The organism is Mesorhizobium sp. GbtcB19 (assembly GCF_019091085.1).
In the GTDB taxonomy this organism is placed as follows: Bacteria; Pseudomonadota; Alphaproteobacteria; order Rhizobiales; family Rhizobiaceae; genus Mesorhizobium.
The window spans coordinates 310,935-334,112 of record NZ_JAGXJY010000005.1 but is presented as its reverse complement, the minus strand read 5'-3'; the positions used below and the strand labels follow the sequence as shown (position 1 = coordinate 334,112).

At 64.1% G+C, this 23,178-nt stretch carries 19 protein-coding genes; 16 read left to right on the top strand and 3 right to left on the bottom strand.

Going from position 1 to position 23,178, the window contains the following annotated elements; translation table 11 throughout:
• Positions 1 to 28: 28 nt before the first annotated feature.
• From ybgC to ftsH, 9 genes are all read left to right on the top strand, one after another.
• A complete protein-coding gene (gene ybgC, locus KVT37_RS12565) occupies positions 29 to 502 on the top strand; it encodes a tol-pal system-associated acyl-CoA thioesterase (RefSeq protein WP_217573208.1) in 474 nt (157 codons plus the stop codon).
• A gap of 298 nt (positions 503 to 800) precedes the next feature.
• Positions 801 to 1,511 carry a protein TolQ gene (gene tolQ, locus KVT37_RS12560; protein ID WP_217573206.1) on the top strand — a complete coding sequence of 237 codons (711 nt, stop codon included), beginning with the start codon at positions 801 to 803 and terminating at the stop codon, positions 1,509 to 1,511.
• Positions 1,512 to 1,526: 15 nt separating this feature from the next.
• Positions 1,527 to 1,982: a protein TolR gene (gene tolR, locus KVT37_RS12555; RefSeq protein ID WP_217573301.1), complete on the top strand. Its 456-nt coding sequence runs from the start codon at positions 1,527 to 1,529 to the stop codon at positions 1,980 to 1,982.
• Positions 1,983 to 1,989: 7 nt separating this feature from the next.
• Positions 1,990 to 3,144 carry a TonB family protein gene (locus tag KVT37_RS12550; RefSeq protein WP_217573204.1) on the top strand — a complete coding sequence of 385 codons (1,155 nt, stop codon included), beginning with the start codon at positions 1,990 to 1,992 and terminating at the stop codon, positions 3,142 to 3,144.
• Positions 3,145 to 3,183: 39 nt separating this feature from the next.
• Entirely contained in the window at positions 3,184 to 4,497 is a 1,314-nt protein-coding gene (tolB, locus tag KVT37_RS12545; protein ID WP_217573202.1) for a Tol-Pal system beta propeller repeat protein TolB, read from the top strand.
• Positions 4,498 to 4,757: 260 nt separating this feature from the next.
• Complete coding sequence (pal, locus tag KVT37_RS12540; protein WP_217573200.1) at positions 4,758 to 5,264, top strand: peptidoglycan-associated lipoprotein Pal; 507 nt, start codon at positions 4,758 to 4,760, stop codon at positions 5,262 to 5,264.
• A gap of 216 nt (positions 5,265 to 5,480) precedes the next feature.
• Positions 5,481 to 6,644, top strand: coding sequence for a tol-pal system protein YbgF (gene ybgF, locus KVT37_RS12535; protein ID WP_217573198.1), 1,164 nt, complete (start codon positions 5,481 to 5,483; stop codon positions 6,642 to 6,644).
• A 75-nt stretch (positions 6,645 to 6,719) separates the two neighbouring features.
• Positions 6,720 to 8,033: a tRNA lysidine(34) synthetase TilS gene (tilS, locus tag KVT37_RS12530; protein ID WP_308642615.1), complete on the top strand. Its 1,314-nt coding sequence runs from the start codon at positions 6,720 to 6,722 to the stop codon at positions 8,031 to 8,033.
• Positions 8,034 to 8,137: 104 nt separating this feature from the next.
• On the top strand, positions 8,138 to 10,072 hold the full coding sequence (gene ftsH, locus KVT37_RS12525) for an ATP-dependent zinc metalloprotease FtsH (RefSeq protein WP_217573194.1): 1,935 nt from the start codon (positions 8,138 to 8,140) through the stop codon (positions 10,070 to 10,072).
• Between the two features lie 447 nt (positions 10,073 to 10,519).
• Here the strand turns inward: ftsH and KVT37_RS12520 are convergent, their stop codons facing one another.
• Together KVT37_RS12520 and KVT37_RS12515 are read right to left on the bottom strand one after the other, a co-directional pair.
• Positions 10,520 to 10,972, bottom strand: a complete 453-nt coding sequence (locus KVT37_RS12520; RefSeq protein WP_217573192.1) for a hypothetical protein — start codon at positions 10,970 to 10,972, stop codon at positions 10,520 to 10,522.
• A 247-nt stretch (positions 10,973 to 11,219) separates the two neighbouring features.
• A complete protein-coding gene (locus tag KVT37_RS12515; RefSeq protein ID WP_217573190.1) occupies positions 11,220 to 12,083 on the bottom strand; it encodes a hypothetical protein in 864 nt (287 codons plus the stop codon).
• Between the two features lie 368 nt (positions 12,084 to 12,451).
• Here KVT37_RS12515 and glmM point away from each other — a divergent pair, with 368 nt between their 5' ends.
• The 5 genes from glmM (at position 12,452) to serA (ending at position 19,032) form a co-directional block, all read left to right on the top strand.
• Positions 12,452 to 13,804 (top strand): phosphoglucosamine mutase, encoded by a 1,353-nt coding sequence (gene glmM / locus KVT37_RS12510; RefSeq protein WP_217573188.1) that lies wholly within the window; start codon positions 12,452 to 12,454, stop codon positions 13,802 to 13,804.
• Between the two features lie 361 nt (positions 13,805 to 14,165).
• Positions 14,166 to 15,002, top strand: a complete 837-nt coding sequence (locus KVT37_RS12505; protein WP_217573186.1) for an outer membrane protein — start codon at positions 14,166 to 14,168, stop codon at positions 15,000 to 15,002.
• Between the two features lie 203 nt (positions 15,003 to 15,205).
• Entirely contained in the window at positions 15,206 to 15,991 is a 786-nt protein-coding gene (locus KVT37_RS12500) for an outer membrane protein (protein WP_217573184.1), read from the top strand.
• A gap of 195 nt (positions 15,992 to 16,186) precedes the next feature.
• Positions 16,187 to 17,362, top strand: coding sequence for a phosphoserine transaminase (locus KVT37_RS12495; protein WP_217573182.1), 1,176 nt, complete (start codon positions 16,187 to 16,189; stop codon positions 17,360 to 17,362).
• A 68-nt stretch (positions 17,363 to 17,430) separates the two neighbouring features.
• Positions 17,431 to 19,032 carry a phosphoglycerate dehydrogenase gene (serA, locus tag KVT37_RS12490; RefSeq protein WP_217573180.1) on the top strand — a complete coding sequence of 534 codons (1,602 nt, stop codon included), beginning with the start codon at positions 17,431 to 17,433 and terminating at the stop codon, positions 19,030 to 19,032.
• 79 nt (positions 19,033 to 19,111) lie between these two features.
• Here the strand turns inward: serA and KVT37_RS12485 are convergent, their stop codons facing one another.
• Positions 19,112 to 19,528 (bottom strand): SH3 domain-containing protein, encoded by a 417-nt coding sequence (locus KVT37_RS12485; protein ID WP_217573178.1) that lies wholly within the window; start codon positions 19,526 to 19,528, stop codon positions 19,112 to 19,114.
• 435 nt (positions 19,529 to 19,963) lie between these two features.
• On the opposite strand from KVT37_RS12485, the gene KVT37_RS12480 reads away from it, so the two are divergent.
• Together KVT37_RS12480 and KVT37_RS12475 are read left to right on the top strand one after the other, a co-directional pair.
• The gene (locus KVT37_RS12480; protein WP_217573177.1) at positions 19,964 to 21,262 is read left to right on the top strand and encodes an adenylosuccinate synthase; all 1,299 of its coding nucleotides are present in this window, start codon (positions 19,964 to 19,966) and stop codon (positions 21,260 to 21,262) included.
• Positions 21,263 to 21,331: 69 nt separating this feature from the next.
• Positions 21,332 to 23,176, top strand: coding sequence for a hypothetical protein (locus KVT37_RS12475; protein WP_217573174.1), 1,845 nt, complete (start codon positions 21,332 to 21,334; stop codon positions 23,174 to 23,176).
• Positions 23,177 to 23,178: the final 2 nt, after the last annotated feature.

Below are 23,178 nucleotides of genomic sequence, written 5' to 3'. Positions count from 1 at the left end.
CCCTTCTGGGTCGAAAAAGGAAAGCGCGATGGACGATCATGGTGAATCGGCGGCGCTCAGCGCCGGGCTTTCCGGAGCGCTGACGGATTTCGGCCACCGGCTGATGGCCAGGGTCTACTATGCCGACACCGATTTCTCCGGCGTCGTCTACCATGCGCGCTATCTCGAGTTCCTCGAGCGCGGCCGCTCCGACTATCTGCGGCTGACCGGCGTCCATCACACCGAGCTTCTGGACGGCAAGCATGGCGAGCGCATCGTCTGGGTGGTGCGGCGCATGGAGATCGATTTCCGCTCGTCGGCGCGCATGGACGATATCCTGACTATCGACACCCGCACCGACGACATTTCCGGCGCGCGCATTTTCATGGGGCAGCAATTGAAGCGTGGCGAAGAGCTCCTGGTGGAGGCGAAAGTCGAAGCGGCGATCGTGGGCGAAAGCGGGCGCCCAAAGCGCTTCCCGAAGGAGTGGATCGCCGCTTTTATGCCGAAGGCCACGGCCTAAACGACGCTCGCCGGCCCGATCCCGAAGGGACTAACCAGACAGCTCCGGCCGCCAGCTGGCGCGGCAATGCGCCGCGCCTTACGTCCTAACCCATCCTTAACCATAACGGTTCATGAAGGAATTGGCGAAGATTGGCGCAATTCGTGCGCCTTCCTTTCACCAATATTTGCCCCGAAAAGGCCGCGAAACGGTGCATTCGGGGCTTGTCCCGCAAGCTTCAAGCTCGCGCAATCGGACCAAAGGGATGCCCATGGGCCAGCCGCTAGCGACGCCCGGAAAATCTTAAGGACTTAAAGTGATGGAAAGTACCGCTCTTGCCGATCCGGCAGCGCATTTGTCGATCTGGGCCCTGTTCATGCAGGCCGGCTGGGTGGTCAAGCTGGTCATGATCGGCCTGCTCTGCGCCTCGATCTGGACCTGGGCGATCATCATCGACAAGCTCGTCGCCTATAGCCGGATGCGGATGGCGCTCAACCGCTTCGAGCAGGTGTTCTGGTCGGGTCAGTCGCTGGAGGACCTCTACCGCACGCTCGCCGACCGCAAGACCACCGGCATGGGCGCGATCTTCGTCGCCGCCATGCGCGAGTGGAAGAAGAGTTTCGAGAAAGGCGCGAAATCGGCGCTGGCGCTGCAGACCCGCATCGACAAGGCGATGGATCTGGCGCTGACGCGCGAGATGGAGAAGCTGGAGGGACGCCTCGGCTTCCTCGCCACGACCGGCTCGGCGGCGCCCTTCATCGGCCTGTTCGGCACCGTCATCGGCATCATGACGTCGTTCCAGGCGATCGCCGCCTCGAAGAACACCAGCCTGTCGGTCGTGGCGCCCGGCATCGCCGAGGCGCTGCTGGCGACCGCGATCGGCCTGCTCGCGGCCATTCCGGCGGTCATCGCCTACAACAAGCTGTCATCGGACGCGAACAAGATCGGCATGCGCATGGAAGGGTTCGCGGACGAGTTCTCCGCCATACTCTCGCGGCAAATCGATGAAAAAGTAGCGCAGAAGGCCTGAGGAACGATCATGGGGATGTCTGCCGCAGGGGCAAGTGGATCAGGGCGAGGCGGACGCGGCCACAGGCGGCGTGGCCGGCACCATGCCCTGATGTCGGAAATCAACGTCACGCCGATGGTCGACGTGATGCTGGTGCTTTTGATCATCTTCATGGTCGCGGCACCGCTCTTGACGGTCGGCGTGCCGATCGACCTTCCGGAGACGAAAGCCAAAGCACTGAACGTGGACACGCAGCCGATCACCATCTCGATCGGCGCCAATGGAGAGATTCACCTGCAGGAAACCGAGATCCCGCTCGACGAGCTGGTGGCCAAGCTGCAGGCGATCTCGAAGACCGGTTATGACGAGCGCATCTTCATCCGCGGCGACAAAGCTACCAACTACGGCGCCGCAATGAAGGTGATGGGTCTCATTCAGGACGCCGGTTACAAGAATATCGGCCTGATCTCGCTACAGCAACAGGATCAGTAGACTCCAGATGCGGACGGGTCTCACCTCATCGGTGATCTTGCATACGGTGGCGCTGGCCTTCGGGCTCTTCACGCTGTCGTCGCCGCCGGCCATGCCGGCCAGCGATGTAGAGTCGGTGTCGGTGGACATCGTGCCGATGGAAGCCGTCGCGCAGACGCTGCAGGGTGACAAGAAAGCGGTCATGCATGACAAGCCCGCGCCCGTTCCGACAAAGCGGCCGGATGTCGTGCCAAATGCCCAGAAGGTCGGCGAAAACACCGTCGACACCGAGAAGCCGGTGACGGACGACGCCAAGCCGAAGCCGGTCGAGAAGACGGCGGCGCCGCCGCCGGCGCCGACGCCGACCGAGAAGCCGGCGGTCGAGGACGTGCCGAAGCCGCAGGAAAAGCCGAAGCCGACGCCCGCGACGGAGGTCGCGCCGACGCCGACGCCGAAGGAAGAAGTCAAGCCCGAGCCGGTCAAGCAGATGGAGCCCAAGCCGACGCCGGCCAAGCAACCGGCGCCGACACCGCCGAAGGACACGACCGCCGCCATCCCGAAGGAAGAGGTGAAGCCTGACGCCGTCGCCGAGGCAATCGATCAGCAGCAGCCGACCGAGGAAGCCAAGCTGCCGGATTCCGCACCGGCGCCGGAAGCGCGGCCGAAGCCGCAGCCGGCGCAGGCCGAGAGCGCCAAGGCGCCGGATCGCAAGGACGCGGAAAAGCCGGTCAAGGAGGCTTCCTCGAAGCCGAAGTCGGATGAGAAGCAGTTCAACGCCGACGAGATAACGGCCCTGCTCGACAAGCAGAAACCGTCCGGCGGCGGCGCCAAGCGCTCGACCCAGCAGGCCTCGCTCGGCGGTGACAAGGATCAGGGTCAGAAGCTTTCGAAGTCGGAGCAAGGGGCGTTGGAGGCTCAGCTCGGTGGTTGCTGGACCCTGCCAGTCGGCCTCGAAGGCTCCGAGGATTTCACCGTGGTCGTCCGTTTCAACCTGAACGCCTCCGGCAAGCTGGAGGGCCGCCCGACCGTCGAGAAGTCCAGCGGCAACCCCCAGTTCGACGCCAGCGCGGTTCGCGCCGTGCAGAAATGCGATGTCGCAGGTCTGCAGGTTCCCGCCGGAAAGCAGGACATCTGGTCCGACGTTCGCGTCAACTTCGATCCAAGAGCGATGCTTGGCCTGTAGCCTGAGCGTCCGAGAAATCAGCAAGAGAAGCGAGAAGACATGAAATTCATCCTCAAGCCGCTCCTGATGGTCGCCGCGATGGCGATGGGCATAAATGCCGCAGTCACCTTGCCTGCTCGGGCAACCCTCGAGCTCAACGTCAACAGAGGCAATGTCGAGCCGATGCCGATCGCGATCCCTGACTTTCAGGGAGGGCTCGGAGCGCAGATATCCGAGATCGTCACAGCCGATCTGAAACGGTCGGGACTGTTCGCGCCGATCGACAAGGCCGCCTTTGTCGAGAAGATCACGAATCCGGACGCCGCGCCCCGCTATGAGGATTGGAAAGTCATCAACGCCCAGGCGCTGGTAACCGGCGCCGTGAGCAAGGAAGCCGATGGCCGCATCCGCGCCCAGTACCGGCTGTGGGATATTTTCGGCAACACGCAGTTGGCCGGTGAGCAGTTTTTCGCCAACGACGCCAATCAACGCCGTGTCGCGCACATCATTGCCGATGCGATCTATGAGAAGATCACCGGCGAGAAGGGTTACTTCGATACGCGCGTCGTCTTCGTCGACGAATCTGGCGCCAAGAATGCGCGCAAGAAGCGCCTCGCCATCATGGACCAGGACGGCGCCAATGTGCGCTACCTGTCCGACGGCCGCGCGATCGTGCTGACGCCGCGTTTTTCGCCGAACCGGCAGGAAATCACCTACATGTCCTACGAGAGCGGGCAGCCGAAGGTGTATCTCCTGCAGATCGAAACCGGCCAGCGCGAGCTGGTCGGCAACTTCCCCGGCATGACGTTCGCCCCGCGCTTTTCGCCCGATGGCCAGAAGGTGATCATGAGCCTGCTGCGCGACGACGGCAATTCCAACATCTTCGCCATGGATCTGAGAAGCCGCTCGACCACGCGGTTGACGGATTCGACCGCGATCGACACCTCGCCGTCCTATTCGCCGGACGGCTCGCAGGTCGTCTTCACCTCCGACCGCGGCGGCGGCAGCGGCCGCTCGCAGATCTACGTCATGGGTGGCGACGGGTCGAACCCGCACCGCATCTCCTTCGGCGATGGCGTCTATTCGACGCCGGTCTGGTCGCCGCGCGGCGATCTGATCGCCTTCACCAAGCAGAGCGGCGGCGAGTTCCAGATCGGCGTCATGAAGACCGACGGTTCGGGCGAGCGCATCCTGTCCTCCGGCTTCCAGCAGGAAGGCCCGACCTGGGCGCCGAACGGTCGTGTGCTGATGTTCTTCCGCGACTCCGGCGGCGGGCCGAAGCTGGTCTCGGTCGATCTCACCGGCCGCAACGAGCAGCCGATCCCGACGGCGAACTACGCCTCGGACCCGGCTTGGTCGCCGCTGCTGGAGTGAGCGGGGAACTGGGGAATCGAAGAACTGAAGAATTGAAGAAAGCGGGGAGGCTCAAAATCCCCGTTTTTCACGCCTTGGTCGCGTTTTGGCCGCATTTCCGCCTACGGTCCGCGCGCAAAGTCGTCCCTGTAAAGCGTGGGGCGTAGGAGTCGCGGACGGCGGCTCTAACCAAAAATTAACCGTGTTTCTTGAATGCCGGTTAACCCAAACGTGGTTACTGGGTGATCAACGAAATCACTCGAATGCGAAGGAGAGGCGGCATGGGCCGTATCGCAGCACTTACCCGAAACCCGGCCATGATCGCGCTGGTGGCAGCGCTTGCCATCGCCGGCTGCGCCTCGAAGAAGCCCATCAACAATCCGGGAGACCTCGGCCTCAACGGCGCCGGCGCCGCCACGCCGGGTTCCGCGCAGGACTTCACCGTCAACATCGGCGACCGCATCTTCTTCGACACCGATTCCTCGTCGATCCGCGCCGATGCGCAGACCACGCTGGGGCGCCAGGCGCAGTGGCTGAACCAGTACCGCCAGTATGCGATCGTCATCGAAGGCCATGCCGACGAGCGCGGCACGCGTGAATACAATCTGGCGCTGGGCGCCCGCCGCGCCGCCGCCACCCGCGACTTCCTGGTCTCGAAGGGTGTCGCCGCCAATCGCCTGAAGACGATCTCGTACGGCAAGGAACGTCCGGTCGCCGTCTGCGACGACATCTCCTGCTGGTCGCAGAACCGCCGCGCCGTCACCACGCTGTCGGGCGCCGGTTCCTAAGGCGGCCGCCGCGGCGTCGGTTCCCGCAGACCGCGGGCGACAAAAATACAACATCCCGTAAATGAAAGGCGGCCTCAGGGCCGCCTTTTTCATTTGCAACATCGCGAAACAAAATTTGGCCGAAGTCTCGCGTCCTGCTATGAGCGCGAGGGCGCTTCCTCCCCCTGTTCTGATTTGGAAAGGCGCATCAGGCCAACACCCACCGCGAGAGACAGAATGCATTTTAGAACGGTCCTGAGCGGCACGCTTGCGCTGCTGCTCGTATCAAGCCTCCCAAGCCTTGCCGCGTCGGCCGACAGCGCCGGGCAGGCTTCCGGCAGCGGGTTTACCTTCCATCTGCCGACGCTCGGCATCTTCGGCGACAAGAAGAAGCCTGAACAGGCGCAGGTCGCGCAGCAGGATAGCAGCGGCGGCGTGACCGGTCTGGAAGACCAGCTGCGCCAGCTGAACGGCAAGATCGAGGAGATGAATTTCCAGATCCTGCAGATGCAGGAACAGATCCGCAAGCAGCAGGAAGACAACGAATTCCGTTTCCAGCAGCTCGAGGGCGGTTCGCAAGGCGGCGCCAAGCCGGCCGGGCAGAAGAAATCCGAAGCCGCGCCCCAAGGCGGTAATACCAACGACGGCAACACCAATCTCGGCGATGCCGGCACCGGTCAATCCGGCGCCGGCGACGCCGGAACCGACAACAGCGTCGCCCAGGCCCCGGCGACGCAGGCGCCGGCCGACACCGGCGGACAGGATGGCGGCGGCAAGAGCGTCGGCGACGTTATCGTGGAGTCGCAGACCGGCGATCCCGGCAAGCTGATCACCGGCGCGCCGCCGAAGAATTTCGGCACCATCACCGTCGACAAGAACGGCAATGTCGTGAATGCCGAGACCGGCTCGCAGGCCAGCGCGCCGGCGCAAGCTCCTATGGCAAGCGCCCCTTCCGCCGAGACGCCGGCCAAGAAGAACAAGGCCGGCGGCACCGAAGTCGCGGCGCTGCCGTCGACCAACGATCCCGACGAGCTCTACCGCAACTCATACCAGTTCATCCTGTCGGGCGACTATCCGACCGCCGAGCAGGGTTTTCGCGACCATATCTCCCGCTTCCCCAAGGACGCCAAGGCTCCGGACGCGCATTACTGGCTGGGCGAGTCGTTGCTCGGCCAGCAGAAATACCGTGACGCGGCCGAGATCTTCCTTGCCGCCAGCAAGGACTATCCGAAGGCCAAGAAGGCCCCCGACATGCTGCTCAAGCTCGGCGTTTCGCTGGTCGGCCTGAAGCAGAACGACGTCGCCTGCGCCACCTTCAATGAAATCGGCAAGCGCTATCCCGATGTCTCCGCCACGCTGAAGGAACGCATCAAGCAGGAAAAGGCGCTGGCGGCGTGCTGACGCCCGATGCCAAACCCGAACTTTCAGACCGCCCTTTTCCGTGACCTAGACTTTTCGACCGGCGCTGTTGCGGCCGTGTCCGGCGGCAGCGACTCGACCGCCCTTCTCCTCCTTCTCAAAGATCACCTCGACCATACCGCGCCAGCCGCCAGGCTGCTTGCGGTGACGGTCGATCATGGCCTGAGGCCGGATTCTGCCGCCGAGGCGCGGGTGGTTGCCAATTTCTGCGCCGAGCGCGGCATTGCGCATCGCGTTCTTACCTGGGGTGGCGACAAGCCTCTGACCGGGCTGGCGGCCGCGGCGCGCGCGGCGCGCTACAATCTGCTTGCCGAGGCGGCCGACGCCGAAGACATCAAGCTGATCCTGACCGGCCACACCGCCGACGACCAGGCGGAGACGGTGCTGATGCGGCAGGCGCGCGACGATGACGGCCGCGGTCTCGCCGGCATGGCGCCGGCCACGCTTTACGACTGGCGGACATGGATCGTGCGGCCGCTGCTCGGCACAAGGCGCGCCGCCCTGCGCGACATGCTGCGAGACCGCGACATCAGCTGGATTGAGGATCCGACCAATATCGATACGCGCTTCGAACGGCCGCGCGTGCGGGCGGCGCTGGCGCAAAACGACAGCGAGCGGCGCGTCGCGGATGCGCTGGCAAGGGCGGCGCGGGCGGCTCTCGAACGCGAGGACCTCGGCCATCGAGCCGCCGTGCTGATCGATGCTTTTGCCGGCAGGCCGGTTCCGGGCCTCATCCGCCTTGCCCGCGACTTTGCCGCGCATGAGGACGGGAAGGCTGCCATCTATGCGCTGCGCATCCTGCTGGCGACAGTCGGCGGCATGGCGTTCCTGCCCGATGAGGCGCGCTGCGCCGCGCTGCTTTCCCGCCTGCGGGAGGCCTCGCTTCGCGCCACATTGTCGCGGACCGTGGTCGACGCGCGCCGGACCGGTATTTTCCTTCGCCGCGAGAACCGCAACCTGCCCGCGCCCGCCCCGCCGGTCGATAACGGGCTTTGGGACAACCGGCGGCGCATCGCTTTGAAAGGGCGCATCACTTTGAAAGACTGGCCGGGCGGTTTGGTGATCGCGCCGCTGGGGTCCGCCGCCGCCAGGCAAGCGCCTTTGAGCGAGAAAGTTCCCGCGAGCCTTTCGCGCGCCGCGCTTGCCGCGGAACCCTCGCTGTGGTCCGGCGCCGAACGCGTTGATTTCGCTGGCGGCAACACTGGATCGCAACCGGTCTCCATTGCTCCGGCCGTGGCCCCCTTCGCGCGCTTCCTGCCATGTTTCGACCTCGAGCCCGCCGCCGCCGTCGCGAGGCTTGTCGGTGCGCCGCTGCCCATGGCGCCGCCATTCCATGGCCATGATGCTGGGCGAGGGTGGGCGAAAGCTTAACCGATACGTGCTGTTCTGCTTGGCAAGGGGAGGCGCTCTCCCTATGTTAGGCCCAAGCTAATCCACCATCGCGGGTCCGTGCGCGGACGCCAACGGGACAATAGATGAATCCGAATTACCGCAACCTTGCGCTCTGGGCGATCATAGCGGTCCTGCTCATAGCCCTGTTCAACCTGTTCCAGACGCCGCAGACGCGCGGTGCCACGACCGATATCGCCTATTCGCAGTTCCTGCAGGATGTAGCGTCCGGCCGGGTCAAGAGCGTGACGATCGCCGGCGCCCGCATCTTCGGCAACTACACCGACAACGCCAACGGCTTCCAGACCTATTCGCCGGGCGACCCGTCGCTGGTCTCCAGGCTGCAGGACAAGAACGTCACCATCACCGCCAAGCCTGAGACCGACGGCTCCAATTCGCTGTTCGGCTATCTGATCTCGTGGCTGCCGATGATCCTGATCCTGGGCGTATGGATATTCTTCATGCGCCAAATGCAATCCGGCTCCGGAAGAGCGATGGGCTTCGGCAAGTCGAAGGCCAAGTTGCTCACCGAGGCGCATGGCCGCGTCACCTTCCAGGATGTCGCCGGCGTCGACGAGGCCAAGGAAGACCTCGAAGAGATCGTCGAATTCCTGCGCGATCCGCAGAAGTTCCAGCGCCTCGGCGGCAAGATCCCGCGCGGCGTGCTGCTGGTCGGCCCGCCCGGCACCGGCAAGACGCTGCTGGCGCGTTCGGTCGCCGGCGAGGCCAATGTGCCGTTCTTCACCATTTCCGGTTCGGACTTCGTCGAGATGTTCGTCGGCGTCGGCGCAAGCCGCGTGCGCGACATGTTCGACCAGGCCAAGAAGAACGCGCCCTGCATCATCTTCATCGACGAAATCGACGCGGTCGGCCGCCATCGCGGCGCAGGCCTGGGCGGCGGCAATGACGAGCGCGAGCAGACGCTGAACCAGCTGCTGGTCGAGATGGACGGTTTCGAGTCCAACGAGTCGATCATCCTGATCGCCGCCACCAACCGGCCCGACGTCCTCGACCCGGCGCTGCTGAGGCCCGGCCGCTTCGACCGCCAGGTCGTGGTGCCGAACCCCGACATCGTCGGCCGCGAGAAGATCCTCAAGGTGCATGTGCGCAACGTGCCGCTGGCGCCCAATGTCGACCTCAAGGTCATCGCGCGCGGCACGCCCGGCTTCTCCGGCGCCGACCTGATGAACCTGGTCAACGAATCCGCGCTGATGGCGGCGCGCCGCAACAAGCGGCTCGTCACCATGGCCGAGTTCGAGGACGCCAAGGACAAGATCATGATGGGCGCGGAGCGCCGCTCGTCGGCGATGACGCAGGCCGAAAAGGAACTGACCGCCTATCACGAGGCCGGCCACGCCATCCTGGCGCTCAACGTGCCGACGGCCGATCCGCTGCACAAGGCGACCATCATCCCGCGCGGCCGCGCGCTCGGCATGGTCATGCAGTTGCCGGAAGGCGACCGCTATTCGATGAGCTACAAATACATGATCTCGCGGCTCGCGATCATGATGGGCGGCCGCGTCGCCGAGGAGTTCAAGTTCGGCAAGGAGAACATCACCTCCGGCGCCTCCTCCGATATCGAACAGGCGACCAAGCTGGCGCGCGCCATGGTGACGCGCTGGGGCTTCTCCGACAAGCTCGGCCATGTCGCCTATGGCGACAACCAGGAAGAGGTCTTCCTCGGACATTCGGTGGCCCGCACGCAGAACATCTCGGAAGAGACGGCGCAGATCATCGACGCCGAAGTGCGGCGGCTGATCGACGACGCCTATTCGACCGCCAAGGCGATCCTGACCAAGAAGAAGAAGGAATGGATCGCGCTGGCCGAGGGACTGCTCGAATATGAGACGTTGTCGGGCGAGGAGATCAAGCAGCTGATCGCCGGCCAGAAGCCCGCCCGCGACCTCGGCGACGACACGCCGCCCAGCCGCGGCTCGGCCGTGCCGAAGGCCGGCACCGGCGGCCGCCGCAAGAAGGGCCCCGAGCCCGAAGGCGGCATGGAACCGCAGCCGCAGGGCTGAGGTTCGGCAATCGCTACAAACAAACGCCGCGGATCAAACCGCGGCGTTTTTGTTTTGGGAGGATCCAGGCCGGCCGTCGGCCTTGCCAAGCGGTCGGCGAGTCCCGCCAGCGTATCATGGCTTGGGTTCCTCGCCCCCGCCAAAGGCGGGGGCGAGGTGGCCGCGAAGCGGACGGAGAGGGGGCCTTCGTAGGGCGCTCCCCTCTCCGTCTCGGCTTTGCCGAGCCACCTCTCCCCACTTCGTGGGGCGAGGAACCTTCGTCCTGCAAGCGCCGCGTTCCTACGCGCCCCTCTGTCCTGCCGGACATCTCCGCCACAAGGGGGAGATTGGCAGTGTCGCCGACGGTCCTTCCTCGAAGAGCGGATATGACCTGAGAATTCGCCCCACAAAAAAGCCCGCGTATCTGACGATGCGCGGGCCTTGTTTAGACGCTACGACCTAAGGCGCTCAGCTCTTCAGCCGAGCATTGCAGAGACTGTAGTAACCGCCGCCCTTCTGGATCCAGCGAAGGCCGTTCAACGTACCCGCCTCCTTGTTGTCGTGGTAACCCTGCAGGCAGGTCTTCATCCGGGCCTTCGCGGGCTTTTCGGTCTTGAACTCGGCGGCGAGGGTGGTCGGGAATGTCACGCCCGCCGGCGCCACAGTGGGGGCGACCGCTGCACTTGTTTCCTTTTTCTGCTGCTCCGCGGTTTCGACAGTATCCGCGCTGGCACTCTCCGCGGCGGACGTCGCGCATTTCTCCTTGCGGAAAGCGGTCCAGTCCATGCCGTTCAGAGTGCCGCCTTCCTTGGCTGCCCGATAGGTCTCGCCGCATTCCTTCATCGTCAGTGCGCTTGCAGGTGCGGCGTTCCAAGCGACCAACGCCGTCACAGTCAACGCCGCCAATTTCAAACTGAACATAAGACCCCTCCTGATTGATGATAAGTTCGACTTCTTTTTGTATACTGTTTGTTCCCTATATGTTCAACCAGAATCTTTGCGAACTACCGATAAGCCTGGCGGTGGGCAGTGTGGGCGAATGGATGATGCCGACAGTCCGGCGATATGCCGATGCGAGCAAGGCCGCGGGGGGGGCTTCACGCGCAACAAAAAAAGCCCGCGCATCTTGCGATGCGCGGGCCTTGTTCAGGCGTTATGACCTAAGCGATCAGCTCTTCAGCTTGGCGTTGCAGAGGCTGTAGAAGCCGCCGCCCTTCTGGATCCACTTCAGGCCGTTGAGCGTATTGGCGTCCTTGTTGGCATAGTACTGCTCGAGGCAGGTATGCATGCGGCCCTTGCCCGGGTTTTCGGTGGCGAATTTCGGCGAGATCGCCTTCGGGAAGCTCACGCCCTTCGGGGCGACAGCCGTCGGCTTCTCCGGCTCAGCGGTGTAGGTGGCCTCCGTCGGGGCCGGCACGGTGTCGTCGTCGGCAGCGCCAGCGCCGCATTCGGCCTTGCGGAAGTCGTTCCACTTCATGCCGTTGAGCTTGTTGGCGGTCTTCGCAGCCTGATACTTGGTGCTGCATTCGGCCATGCTCAGGCCCTTGCCGCCGGCAGCCGGAGCGGCGGTCGTGGCCGCTGCTGTGGTCGTTTTGGCCGGCTTGGTATCGGTCGCGGCAGCGGCAGTGGCGCCAGCGGCGCATTCGCTCTTGCGGAAGTCGTTCCACTTCATGCCGTTTAGCGTGCCGGCGGCTTTCGCAGCCTGGTACTTGGCGCTGCATTCCTTGGCCGTCAGGCCCTTGGCCGAACTGTCGGCCGCGGCGGCGGTAGCTTCCTTGGCCTTCTTGGCGGGCTTGGTTTCAGCCGCCTTGGTGTCGGTTGCCTTCGTCGTGGTCGTCGTGGCGGCCGCGGCATCGGTGCCGCACTGCGCCTTGCGGAACTGGTTCCAGGTCTGGCCCGCGAGCGTTCCCGCATCCTTGGCCGCGTTATACTTGGTGCTGCACTCGGCCATGGTCAGCGCGTTCGCCGGCGCCGCCACGAAAAAGGCTGCGACGGCCAGGCCCGTCAATGTTGCAAGTCTATGAATAAGCATGGCGTTTTCTCCCTTGCTGCCGCCAATAGGTGTCCCTATGCCAAATCCATAACGCTCAATCTCCGGCTGCGCCAGATGCTTCGAGCGTGTATGTCCTCACAAAGTGTGTTGCTCCCGATAAGGTGATGAATTGCTTGGCGGTTCGCCGGCAGCCAAGCTTTGCCGGTGGATAGGGCGCCGAAAAGCCTTGCGCAGGCAGGTTTAGCGCCGCCAAGTCGAAGGTGGTGATAGGCTGTCGAATCACTTGCACCGGCCGCGACAATGTTTTTCTAAGGAATGGTAATATATAATCACGAAATTTGATGATCGGATGCGGCCCAATTGTGGCACTAGGGGCGGCTGAAAAACCGACGGGGACTGTAAGGGATATGGCAGGTCAGTATTTCGGCACGGACGGTATCCGCGGACGCGCCAACAAATTTCCGATGACGGCCGAGGTCGCCATGCGTGTCGGCATGGCCGCCGGGCTTTCCTTCCAGCGCGGCAACCACCGTCACCGCGTCGTGCTGGGCAAGGACACGCGGCTTTCCGGTTATATGATCGAGAACGCCATGGTGGCGGGTCTTTGCGCCGCCGGAATGGACGTCTTCCTGCTCGGACCTATTCCGACACCGGCCGTCGCCATGCTGGTGCGCTCGCTGCGCGCCGACATCGGGGTGATGATCTCGGCCTCGCACAATCCTTATTACGACAACGGCATCAAGCTGTTCGGTCCCGACGGCTACAAGCTCTCCGACGAGATCGAGGAGCGTATCGAGGGCATGCTCGACAAGGACATCGAGCTGGCGCTCGCCGATTCCGACGGGCTCGGCCGCGCCAAGCGTGTCGACGGCGTGCATGACCGGTATATCGAATTCGCCAAGCGCACGCTGCCGCGCTCGATGTCGCTGTCGGGTCTCAGGATCGTCGTCGATTGCGCCAATGGCGCCGCCTACAAGGTGGCGCCCGCGGCGCTTTGGGAACTGGGCGCCGAGGTCATTGCCATCAATGTCGAGCCGAACGGCTTCAACATCAACAAGGAATGCGGTTCGACCCATCCGGCCGGCCTGCAGAAGAAAGTGCACGAAGTGCGCGCCGATATCGGCATCGCGCTCGACGGCGACGCCGATCGCGTCGTCATCGTCGACGAGAACGGCGCGATCGTCGATGGCGACCAGATCATGGCGCTGATCGCAGAGTCCTGGCACCAGAGCGGACGCCTGGCCGGCGGCGGCGTCGTCTCCACCGTGATGTCCAATCTCGGTCTCGAGCGCTTCCTCGGCGACTTGAATCTGCAGCTGCACCGCACCAAGGTCGGCGACCGCTATGTCGTGGAGCATATGCGCGCGCATGGCTTGAATGTCGGCGGCGAGCAGTCCGGCCATATCGTGCTTTCCGATTTCTCGACCACCGGCGACGGCCTGGTCTCGGCGTTGCAGGTGCTGGCCTGCATCAAGCGGCAGAACCGCCCGGTCAGCGAGCTGTCGAAGAAGTTCGAGCCGGTGCCGCAATTGTTGAAGAATGTCCGCATCTCCGGCGGCAAGCCGCTGGAGGAAGCACCGGTCAAGGCGGCGATCGAGGAAGGACGCAACCGGCTCGGCAAGTCCGGCCGTCTCGTCATCCGGCCCTCCGGCACCGAGCCGCTCATCCGCGTCATGGCCGAGGGCGACGATCCGCAACTGGTCGAGGCGGTCGTCAACGACATCGTCGGCATCCTCCAGGAAACCCGCAGCGCGGCCTGAGGGTGTGCTGATATTCAGGTGAGGCCGGCCTGCAAATGGCGGCTTTCTGCGCTTCCGGTGCTCACGTACTGAATGTACGCTCCGCTCCGGTTCTCGAAAGCCACCCAGTTTGGTCGCTTCGCGCCCGTCTTCGACTCCGGCTCGGCCTGACCTGAATCTCAACTCACCCTGATGGCGCAAGCCAGCCCGCCGACCCGGCGGGCTTTGTGGTGCGAGCAGCAACGGCCCACCATCTAAAATTGTATAGATTCGTGGTTAATCGGTACGGTTAAACGGCTTTTAACCTTTGCAATTCATTATCCACACCCGAGGTCAATCATCTTCGGGCGATGTCGTCCCGAGGCTTCTTAGGGGTGACAGAATGTTCAAGACAGCAAGAATGGCATTGCTTGCCGCGCTGTTCGCGGGCTTGGCCGGACCGCTTTTCGCGGCCGACCTCCCCGAACCGCAGGTTGAAGAGGCGCCGCCGCCGGTCGTCGAGCAGCAGCCGATCGATGTCGGCGGCTGGTATATCCGCGGCGATATCGACTATCACAAGTCGAGCCTGCGCGGCATCGACTACATGACCTATGCCGTCGATCCCTGTAACTGCTCGGTCACGCCCGGCAGCAAGAGCTTCGATTTCGGCAAGCTGAAGGGCGGCTTCTCGCTCGGCGGCGGTGTCGGCTACAAGATCAACGACTACTTCCGCACGGACGTGACGGCCGACTACTGGTTCAAGTCGAACTTCAACGGCCAGACCTCGGATCTCGTCTCGACCTCGACCGAAGTGTCGAAGATGAGCGCCCTGCTGCTGCTCGCCAACGCCTATGTCGACATCGGCACCTGGCACGGCATCACGCCCTATGTCGGCGCCGGTATCGGCGGCGCGCATATCAGGTGGGATACGGTCCACGATCCGAACACCACCGAAACCAATCCGGGCTCCTCCAACTGGCGCTTCGCCTACGCGCTCATGGCTGGCGCTTCCTACTGTCTGACCGACAAGGTGATCCTCGACGCCGGCTACCGCTTCACCCACATCCAGGGCGGCCGCATGTTCGAATGGGATGCCAGCAGCACCGGCCCGGGCTTCGACCGCGGCATCAACACCCACGAAGTGCGCGGTGGCCTGCGCTACCAGTTCGGCGGCAACAATGGCTGCGCCGCTCCGGTGGTCGCCTATCAGCCGGAACCGGAACCGATCTACACCAAGTAATCGCTTCCAGTATCTCGTTAATTCGTGAGCCGCCCGGCGCCAGCCGGGCGGTTTTTCTTTTTTCGCTACTGCTAAAATTCGATCGAAATCAATTCGGTAACGGGCTGTTATCCTTAACCGGCACTTAACCACTATGGTTAACAATGGCACCTTGAAACGGCGCTCGCGTTTTGCGGCTGGCGCCAATCTCGGAGCCGGGGACCATGATATCCAGATCGCGTATCGCGTCAGCGCTTACTGCAGCCATCCTGTTGCCGATGACGCCGGCGCTGGCGGCGGACTACGATCCGCCGATCTATGTCGACCAGGCGCCGGACTACCAGCCGGTCGAGGTCGGCTCGGGCTGGTACCTGCGCGGCGATGTCTCCTACCTGCCGCAGAAGAGCTTCAAAAATGGGGATTTCACCTTCCCGTCGACGATCGCCAGCGAAAGCTTCAGCGAGAGCGAGGACGCGTATTTCGCGAGCATCGGCTTCGGGTATCATTTCAACGATTATCTCCGCGCCGATCTCAACCTCGGCTACCTGCCCGGCAACAAAGCCAGCTTCAGCTATGACGACACCGCAACCGTGGTGGGGCCGGCAACGGCGACCGTGGGAGACGGAAGCCTCAAGAACTATGCCATCTCAGGCATATTGAACGGCTATGTCGACCTTGGAACATATGTCGGCGTCACGCCCTATATTGGCGTGGGCATCGGTATCGTTCAAAGCAGATACAGCCTTTCGGCTGACTATTTCACCAACAACGGCGATGGAAGCGACGACTTCTCCCTGCGCAGCAGCAAAACAAAATATTCCTTGGCATACACATTGAATGCCGGCCTTGCCTACCAGGTCTCGAAGAACGTTCTGATCGATCTTGGCTATCAGTATTTCTCCGCGCCCGATGCCGAATATGTTACGGCCGCAAGCCTGAATTCCTTCCCTGTCCACAAAGGCATCAGCAACCACCAGGTCAAGCTCGGCTTGCGCTACGATCTCTGGTAAGCAAAGTAGACCGGGAAATATCGACGGCGGGCGCATTGAGTCCGCCGTTTTCATTTCGGGCTCGAATTGCTGGATCAGGGAATATCCTGACAGCGACAAAAACTTTGCTCTTGACGCCGAAAGCCTAAGCGCATATCGCCGTCCGTGGGCCACCCCTCCCCAACGAGGGGCCACTATCTGGAAGGATAGACCACGATGACGACAGCTACCAAGCCCGGACTCCGTCCGGCAAACCCCAATTTCTCTTCAGGTCCCTGCGCGAAACGCCCCGGCTGGTCGGTCGAGGCGCTGACAGCCGCTGCGCTCGGACGTTCCCACCGCGCCAAGATCGGCAAGGCCAAGCTCGAACAGGCGATCGCGTTGACGCGCGAAATCCTCAAAGTGCCGGCGGATTACCGGATCGGCATCGTGCCGGCGTCGGACACGGGCGCGGTCGAGATGGCGCTGTGGTCGCTGCTCGGCGAGCGCGGCGTCGACATGGTGGCCTGGGAAAGCTTCGGCTCCGGCTGGGTCACCGACGTCGTCAAGCAACTGAAGCTCGCCGACGTGCGCAAGTTCGAGGCCGGCTACGGCAAGCTGCCCGACCTGGCACAGGTCGACTTCGACCGCGACGTCGTCTTCACCTGGAACGGCACGACGTCGGGCGTGCGCGTCGCCAATGGCGATTTCATTCCCACGAACCGCAAGGGCCTCACCATCTGCGACGCGACCTCGGCGGCTTTCGCGCAGCGGCTTGATTTCGAAAAGCTCGATGTCGTCACCTTCTCCTGGCAGAAGGTGCTGGGCGGCGAGGGCGCGCACGGCATACTGATCCTTTCGCCCCGCGCCGTCGAGCGGCTGGAAACCTACAAGCCGGCCTGGCCGCTACCGAAAATCTTCCGCCTGACCTCGGGCGGCAAGCTGATCGAGGGCATCTTCAAGGGCGAGACCATCAACACGCCGTCGATGCTGTGCGTCGAGGATTATCTCGATGCCCTACACTGGGCGAAGTCGATCGGCGGGCTCGAAGCCCTCATCGCCCGCGCGGACGCCAATGCCGCGGTGCTCGACCGGTTCGCCGACAAGTCGGCGTGGATCGGTCACCTGGCCGTCGATCCGGCGACGCGCTCGAACACCTCGGTCTGCCTCTCCTTCACGGATCCGGACATCGCGGCGCTCGATGCCGACGGGCAGGCGGGCTTCGCCAAGGGGATCGTATCGGCGCTCGACAAGGAAGGCGTCGCCTACGACATCGGCTCCTACCGCGATGCGCCGCCCGGCCTGCGCATCTGGTGCGGCGCCACCGTCGAGACCGCCGATCTCGAAGCGTTGCTGCCCTGGCTCGACTGGGCCTTCGCCACGCAGAAGGCGGCGCTCAAGGCCGCGGCCTGAGATCATTCGCGGCGGCCTTCGGGCCGCCGATCCCCCAAAGGATCAATCTCATTTTGAAGGAGGCCGCCATGGCGCCCCGCGTTCTCGTTTCTGACAAACTTTCCACCACCGCCGTGCAGATCTTCAAGGATCGCGGCATCGACGTCGACTACCTGCCCGATCTCGGCAAGGACAAGGACAAGCTGCTCGAAGTTATCGGCCAGTATGACGGCCTCGCCATCCGCTCGGCGACCAAGGTCACCGAGAAGCTGATCAACGCCGCCGGCAAGCTCAAGGTCGTCGGCCGCGCCGGTATCGGCGTCGACAACGTCGATATCCCGGCCGCCAGCCGCAAGGGTATCATCGTGATGAACACGCCCTTCGGCAATTCGATCACCACGGCCGAGCATGCGGTGGCGATGATCTTCGCGCTGGCGCGGCAGATACCGGAAGCCAATGCCTCGACCCACGCCGGCAAGTGGGAAAAGAACCGCTTCATGGGTGTCGAGATCACCAGCAAGACGCTGGGCGTGATCGGTTGCGGCAATATCGGCTCGATCGTCGCCACGCGCGGCGTCGGCCTGAAGATGCATGTGATCGCCTTCGACCCGTTCCTCTCGGACAGCCGCGCCGAGGAGCTCGGCGTCCAGAAGGTCGAGCTCGACGAGCTCTTCGCCCGCGCCGATTTCATCACGCTGCACACGCCGCTGACCGACAAGACGCGCAACATCATCGACGCCGCCGCGATCGCCAAGATGAAGGACGGCGTGCGCATCATCAATTGCGCGCGCGGCGGCCTGGTCGTCGAAGCGGATCTCGTCGCGGCGCTGAAGAGCGGCAAGGTAGGGGGGGCTGGCGTCGACGTGTTCGAGATCGAGCCGGCCGAGCAAAACCCGCTGTTCGGCATGGAGAATGTCGTGGCTACGCCGCATCTCGGCGCCTCGACCGCCGAAGCGCAGGAGAATGTCGCGCTGCAGGTCGCCGAGCAGATGAGCGATTATCTGCTCAAGGGCGCGGTCTCCAACGCCATCAACATGCCCTCGATCACCGCCGAAGAGGCGCCGCGGCTGAAACCGTTCGTCAAGCTCGCCGAAGTGCTCGGCGCCTTTGTCGGCCAGGTCACCGAGGATCCGATCAAGGAGGTGGAGATCCTGTTCGACGGCTCGACCGCGACGATGAACACGCGCGCGCTGGTGAGCGCCACTCTTGCCGGTCTGATCCGGCCTCAGGTCTCGGACGTCAACATGGTGTCGGCGCCGATCATGGTGAAGGAGCGCGGCATCATCGTCGCCGAGGTCAAGCGCGACAAATCGGGCGTCTTCGACGGTTACATCAAGCTCACCGTCAAGACCGAGCACAGGACGCGCTCGATCGCCGGCACCTGCTTCTCGGACGGCAAGCCGCGCTTCATCCAGATCAAGGGCATCAATCTCGACGCCGAGGTCGGCCAGCACATGCTCTACACGACCAATGCCGACGCGCCCGGCATCATCGGCCTGCTCGGCACGGTGTGCGGCGAGAACGGCGTCAACATCGCCAACTTCCAGCTCGGCCGCAATCGGCCGGGTGGCGACGCGATCGCGCTGCTTTATCTCGACGCGCCGTTCCCGGAAAAAGTGCTCGATCAGCTGCGGGCGCACCAATCGATCGACTCGGCCAAGCCGCTGCATTTCGACGTCGGCGGCGAGTGAACGTGCTGGCCGATTGAAATCGAAACGCCCCGCTGCGACAGCAGCGGGGCGTTTGATTTTTGTCAGGCCTTGACCGACCTCACTTGCAGGGGAAGCCGGGCGCGATCTTGCATTGCGGCTTGTTAGGCTTCGGAGGCCGCGGCCGGTGCGGCTTATGCGGCCAATGTGGTCTGTGCGGACGGTAGTGCGGCGGGCGGATGACGATTTGCGGCTGCACGATGATCGGACGTACGACATGGGAACGTTCGAGATAGCTTGCGCTCGCCCAACCGTGGAGTCCGGCCGCGCGGATCGAACACCAGCCGTCCTCGCAATGGGACAGCGTCACCCGCTGGCCGGCCGGCAAGGTTGCGATCCTGGCAAAGTGCGCGCCCGGGCCGCTGCGGACGTTCAGCGACGTCGTCGTGTGCGCGACCGTGGCCGCCGAGGCCGATGTGGAAAAGACCGCGAGGCCGAGAAAGGCGGCGATCAGTGCCATAAACATGCGGAAATTCATGGTTCCCTCTCTGGTCGATGAAAACTGCAACCTGGCCGCGATATGTGTTCGCTGAAAATTGAGAGAGTCAATCGCTCGCAGACTCACACATATCGAAAATATCAATATCCTTAATGGTTTAGCCGTTGCTGCCGGCTGCTCGGCATATGATGCGAGAGGGGTCGTTGCATCTGCAGCGCTGCTTTGCTGCCGCTGTATTCGGCGAGCGCGATGCCGTCGAGTGTCGGAATGGCGTTCGTTGGGTGGTCATTCCGGTCCTCGTCAGAGCATGATCCGTTGCGAAAACCGGCTTCCGCTTTTCGCTTACGCGGCCCTTCGGTTCGGGATCATACTTCGGGGTTGCGACGGCAAAGAAAGGGTCGCGCCGGCCGGCGCTTGACGCTATAGAGGCCTGTCGTTTCAGGCCGCCCGCGCGGCATTTCAAGGGAAAAGAACATGGCCAATGTGGTGGTCGTCGGCTCGCAATGGGGCGACGAAGGCAAGGGCAAGATCGTCGACTGGCTGTCGGAACGGGCCGATGTGGTCGTACGCTTCCAGGGCGGCCACAATGCCGGCCACACGCTGGTCGTCGACGGCAAGGTCTACAAGCTGTCGCTGCTGCCTTCAGGCGTGGTGCGCGAAGGCAAACTTTCGATCATCGGCAACGGCGTGGTGTTCGATCCGCATGCCTTCGTCGCCGAGGTCAAGAAGCTCAAGGAACAGGGCGTGGAGGTCACGCCGGAGCGCCTGAAAATAGCCGAAAACACCGCGCTTATCCTGTCGCTGCACCGGGAGCTGGACGGATTCCGCGAAGACGCCGCCTCGAACTCCGGAACCAAGATTGGCACGACCCGCCGCGGCATCGGCCCCGCCTATGAGGACAAGGTGGGCCGGCGCGCGGTGCGGGTGATGGATTTGGCGGATTTGGAAACGCTTCCCTTGAAGGTCGACAGGCTGCTGACGCACCACAATGCGCTGCGCCGCGGGCTCGGCCATGCGGAAGCGACGCATGAGGCGATCATGCAGGAATTGACCTCGGTGGCCGGCGAGATCCTGCCTTACATGGACCGGGTGTGGAAGGTGCTCGACGACAAGCGCCGCGCCGGCGAGCGCATCCTGTTCGAGGGCGCGCAGGGCACGTTGCTCGACATCGACCACGGCACCTATCCCTTCGTCACCTCATCCAACACCGTGGCCGGCCAGGCGGCCGCCGGCTCGGGCACCGGCCCCGGCGCGATCGGCTACGTGCTCGGCATCACCAAGGCCTATACGACGCGCGTCGGCGAAGGGCCGTTCCCGACCGAGCAGAAGAACGAGATCGGCGAGTTTCTGGGCACGCGCGGCCACGAGTTCGGCGTCGTCACCGGGCGCAAGCGCCGCTGCGGCTGGTTCGATGCCGTGCTGGTGCGCCAGGCCGTCGCCGTCAACGGCATCAAGGGCATCGCGCTGACCAAGCTCGACGTGCTCGACGGGCTGGACGAGATCAAGGTCTGCACCGGCTATCGCCTCGACGGCGAGATGATCGACTACCTGCCGGCCAGCCAGGGCGCGCAGGCGCGGGTCGAGCCCGTCTACGAGACGCTCGAAGGCTGGAAGGGAACGACGGCCGGCGCCAGAAGCTGGAACGACTTGCCGGCGCAGGCCGTCAAATATGTCCGCTATATCGAGGAGCTGATCGGCGCCCCGGTGGCGCTGCTCTCCACCAGCCCGGAGCGGGACGACACAATACTTGTGACCGATCCGTTTCAAGACTAGTTTCACAGCCCTTCCCGGGGCTATGGCTGATTTGCAGCCGGCGGGAAAAGAATGCAGGTCACCTGACGCATGGCAGATTTCGTTAGTGTTCTGAAAAAGCAACTCGACAAGAAGGGCGATCCTTCGTTCGAGGTGCGCAAGCAGATATACGACGGTGCCCGCGCGGTGCTGGCGAAGAAGCTCGCCGAGTATTCCCCGCCGCTCGCGCCCGAGGTCGTCAGCAAGCAGAAGCGCTCGCTGGAAGATGCCATTTCCAGCGTCGAGCGCGACTACGTCAAACGTCCTCCGGCCGAGGATCCGCTAGCGGAGCTGGAGCATATTTTCTCCTCCATCGACCGCAACAAGAACCAGCCGAGCCATGCCCGCCAGCCGGCGGCGCCGGAGCCCGCCAAGCCGGATCCGTTCAGATCCGAGCCGTTCAAGGCGCCGACCGCGCCCGCCAGGACGGAGCCGAGCTGGCAAAGCACGCCGAAGGCTGAGCCCGCATCGCAAAGCCCTGCCAAGACCGAGCCGGCGTGGCAGAGCACGGCAAGGACGGAGCCGAGCTGGCAGGCCACGCCAAAGCAGGAGCCTGCCTGGCAGAAAGCTCCGCCACCGCCGATGCCGTCGCCGCGCGAAGACGATGTCGGCCTCGCCGGCATGGATGCCGCCGATTCCGACGATGGCAGCGACGTCTTTGCCAATGACGAGCAGCCGGCCGCCGATACATTTCAGCGGCTGCGGCCCCAGCCGCAGCGGCGCAAGCGCAGCTATGGCGGCCTGATTGCCGCCGTCGTCGCGCTGCTGGTGCTGGCCGGCGGCGGCTATGGCATATGGCTGAACAAGAACGCGTTCGGCTCGCTCTTCGGCCTTGGCGGCAGTGGCAACAAGACGGTCTCGACCGAGCCGCTGGTCAAACCGGCTCCGGCCAAGCCGGCGACCGAGACGGCGGCAGCGCCGGCCCCGGCGGCGGCCAGCGAACCGGCCGACACGACCAAGTTCACGCAGCGCCTGACACCCGAAGGCAAGGAGACCGATCCTGGTCCCGCCGGCGGACAGGCGACGATCGGCGAAGGCGAATCCGTCGCGGCGCTGACCTCGCGCCCGCCGACCGCGCCGGCGACCGCGCCCGCTGCGACCGGCACGTCGCCTGCTCCGGCAACGCCAACGCCCGAGGCGCCCGCCGCGGGAGCAACGCCGGCGGCACCGACGACCGGCGCCGCCAATCCGACACCGCCGGCGGCCGGGACCACGCCGCCAGCGGCTGATGCGACAACGCCGCCAGCGGCAGGCGCCACGCCACCCGCGGCGGCGACAACGCCGCCGGCCGCAGGCACCGCGCCAGCCACAGCCGCGCCGGCGACGGCCGAGGCGACCGTGCCGGTCGGACAGAAGGCGATCTTCTATGAGGAGCGCACCAGCACCCAGCAGGGCACGGCCGAGCCCGGTAGCATCGTCTGGTCGCTGGTGCAGGAATCGCCTGGCGGCGACCTGCCGCCTGAGCCTGCGATCCGCGCCGAAGCGACGATCCCCGGCAAGAACATCCAGCTGCGCATGACGATCCGGCGCAACGCCGATCAGACCTTGCCGGCCAGCCATATCATCGAAATGATCTTCCTGACGCCGAAAGACTTCGACGGCGGCGGCGTCGACGGTCTTCTGCGCATCGCCATGAAGAGTTCGGAGCAGGATGCCGGCAGTCCGCTGATCGGCCTTCCGGCCAAGATCGGCGACGGCTTCTTCCTCGTGGCGCTCAACGACACCAAGGCCGACGTGGACGCCAATCTGACGCTGCTGAGGGGGCAGGCTTGGATCGACGTGCCGGTGGTCTACAAGACCGGACGCCGGGCGCTGCTCACCATGGAGAAGGGCATCCCCGGCGAGAAGGTGTTCGACGAAGCGCTGAAGGCCTGGGCGGCGAAGACGTCGGGGTGAAC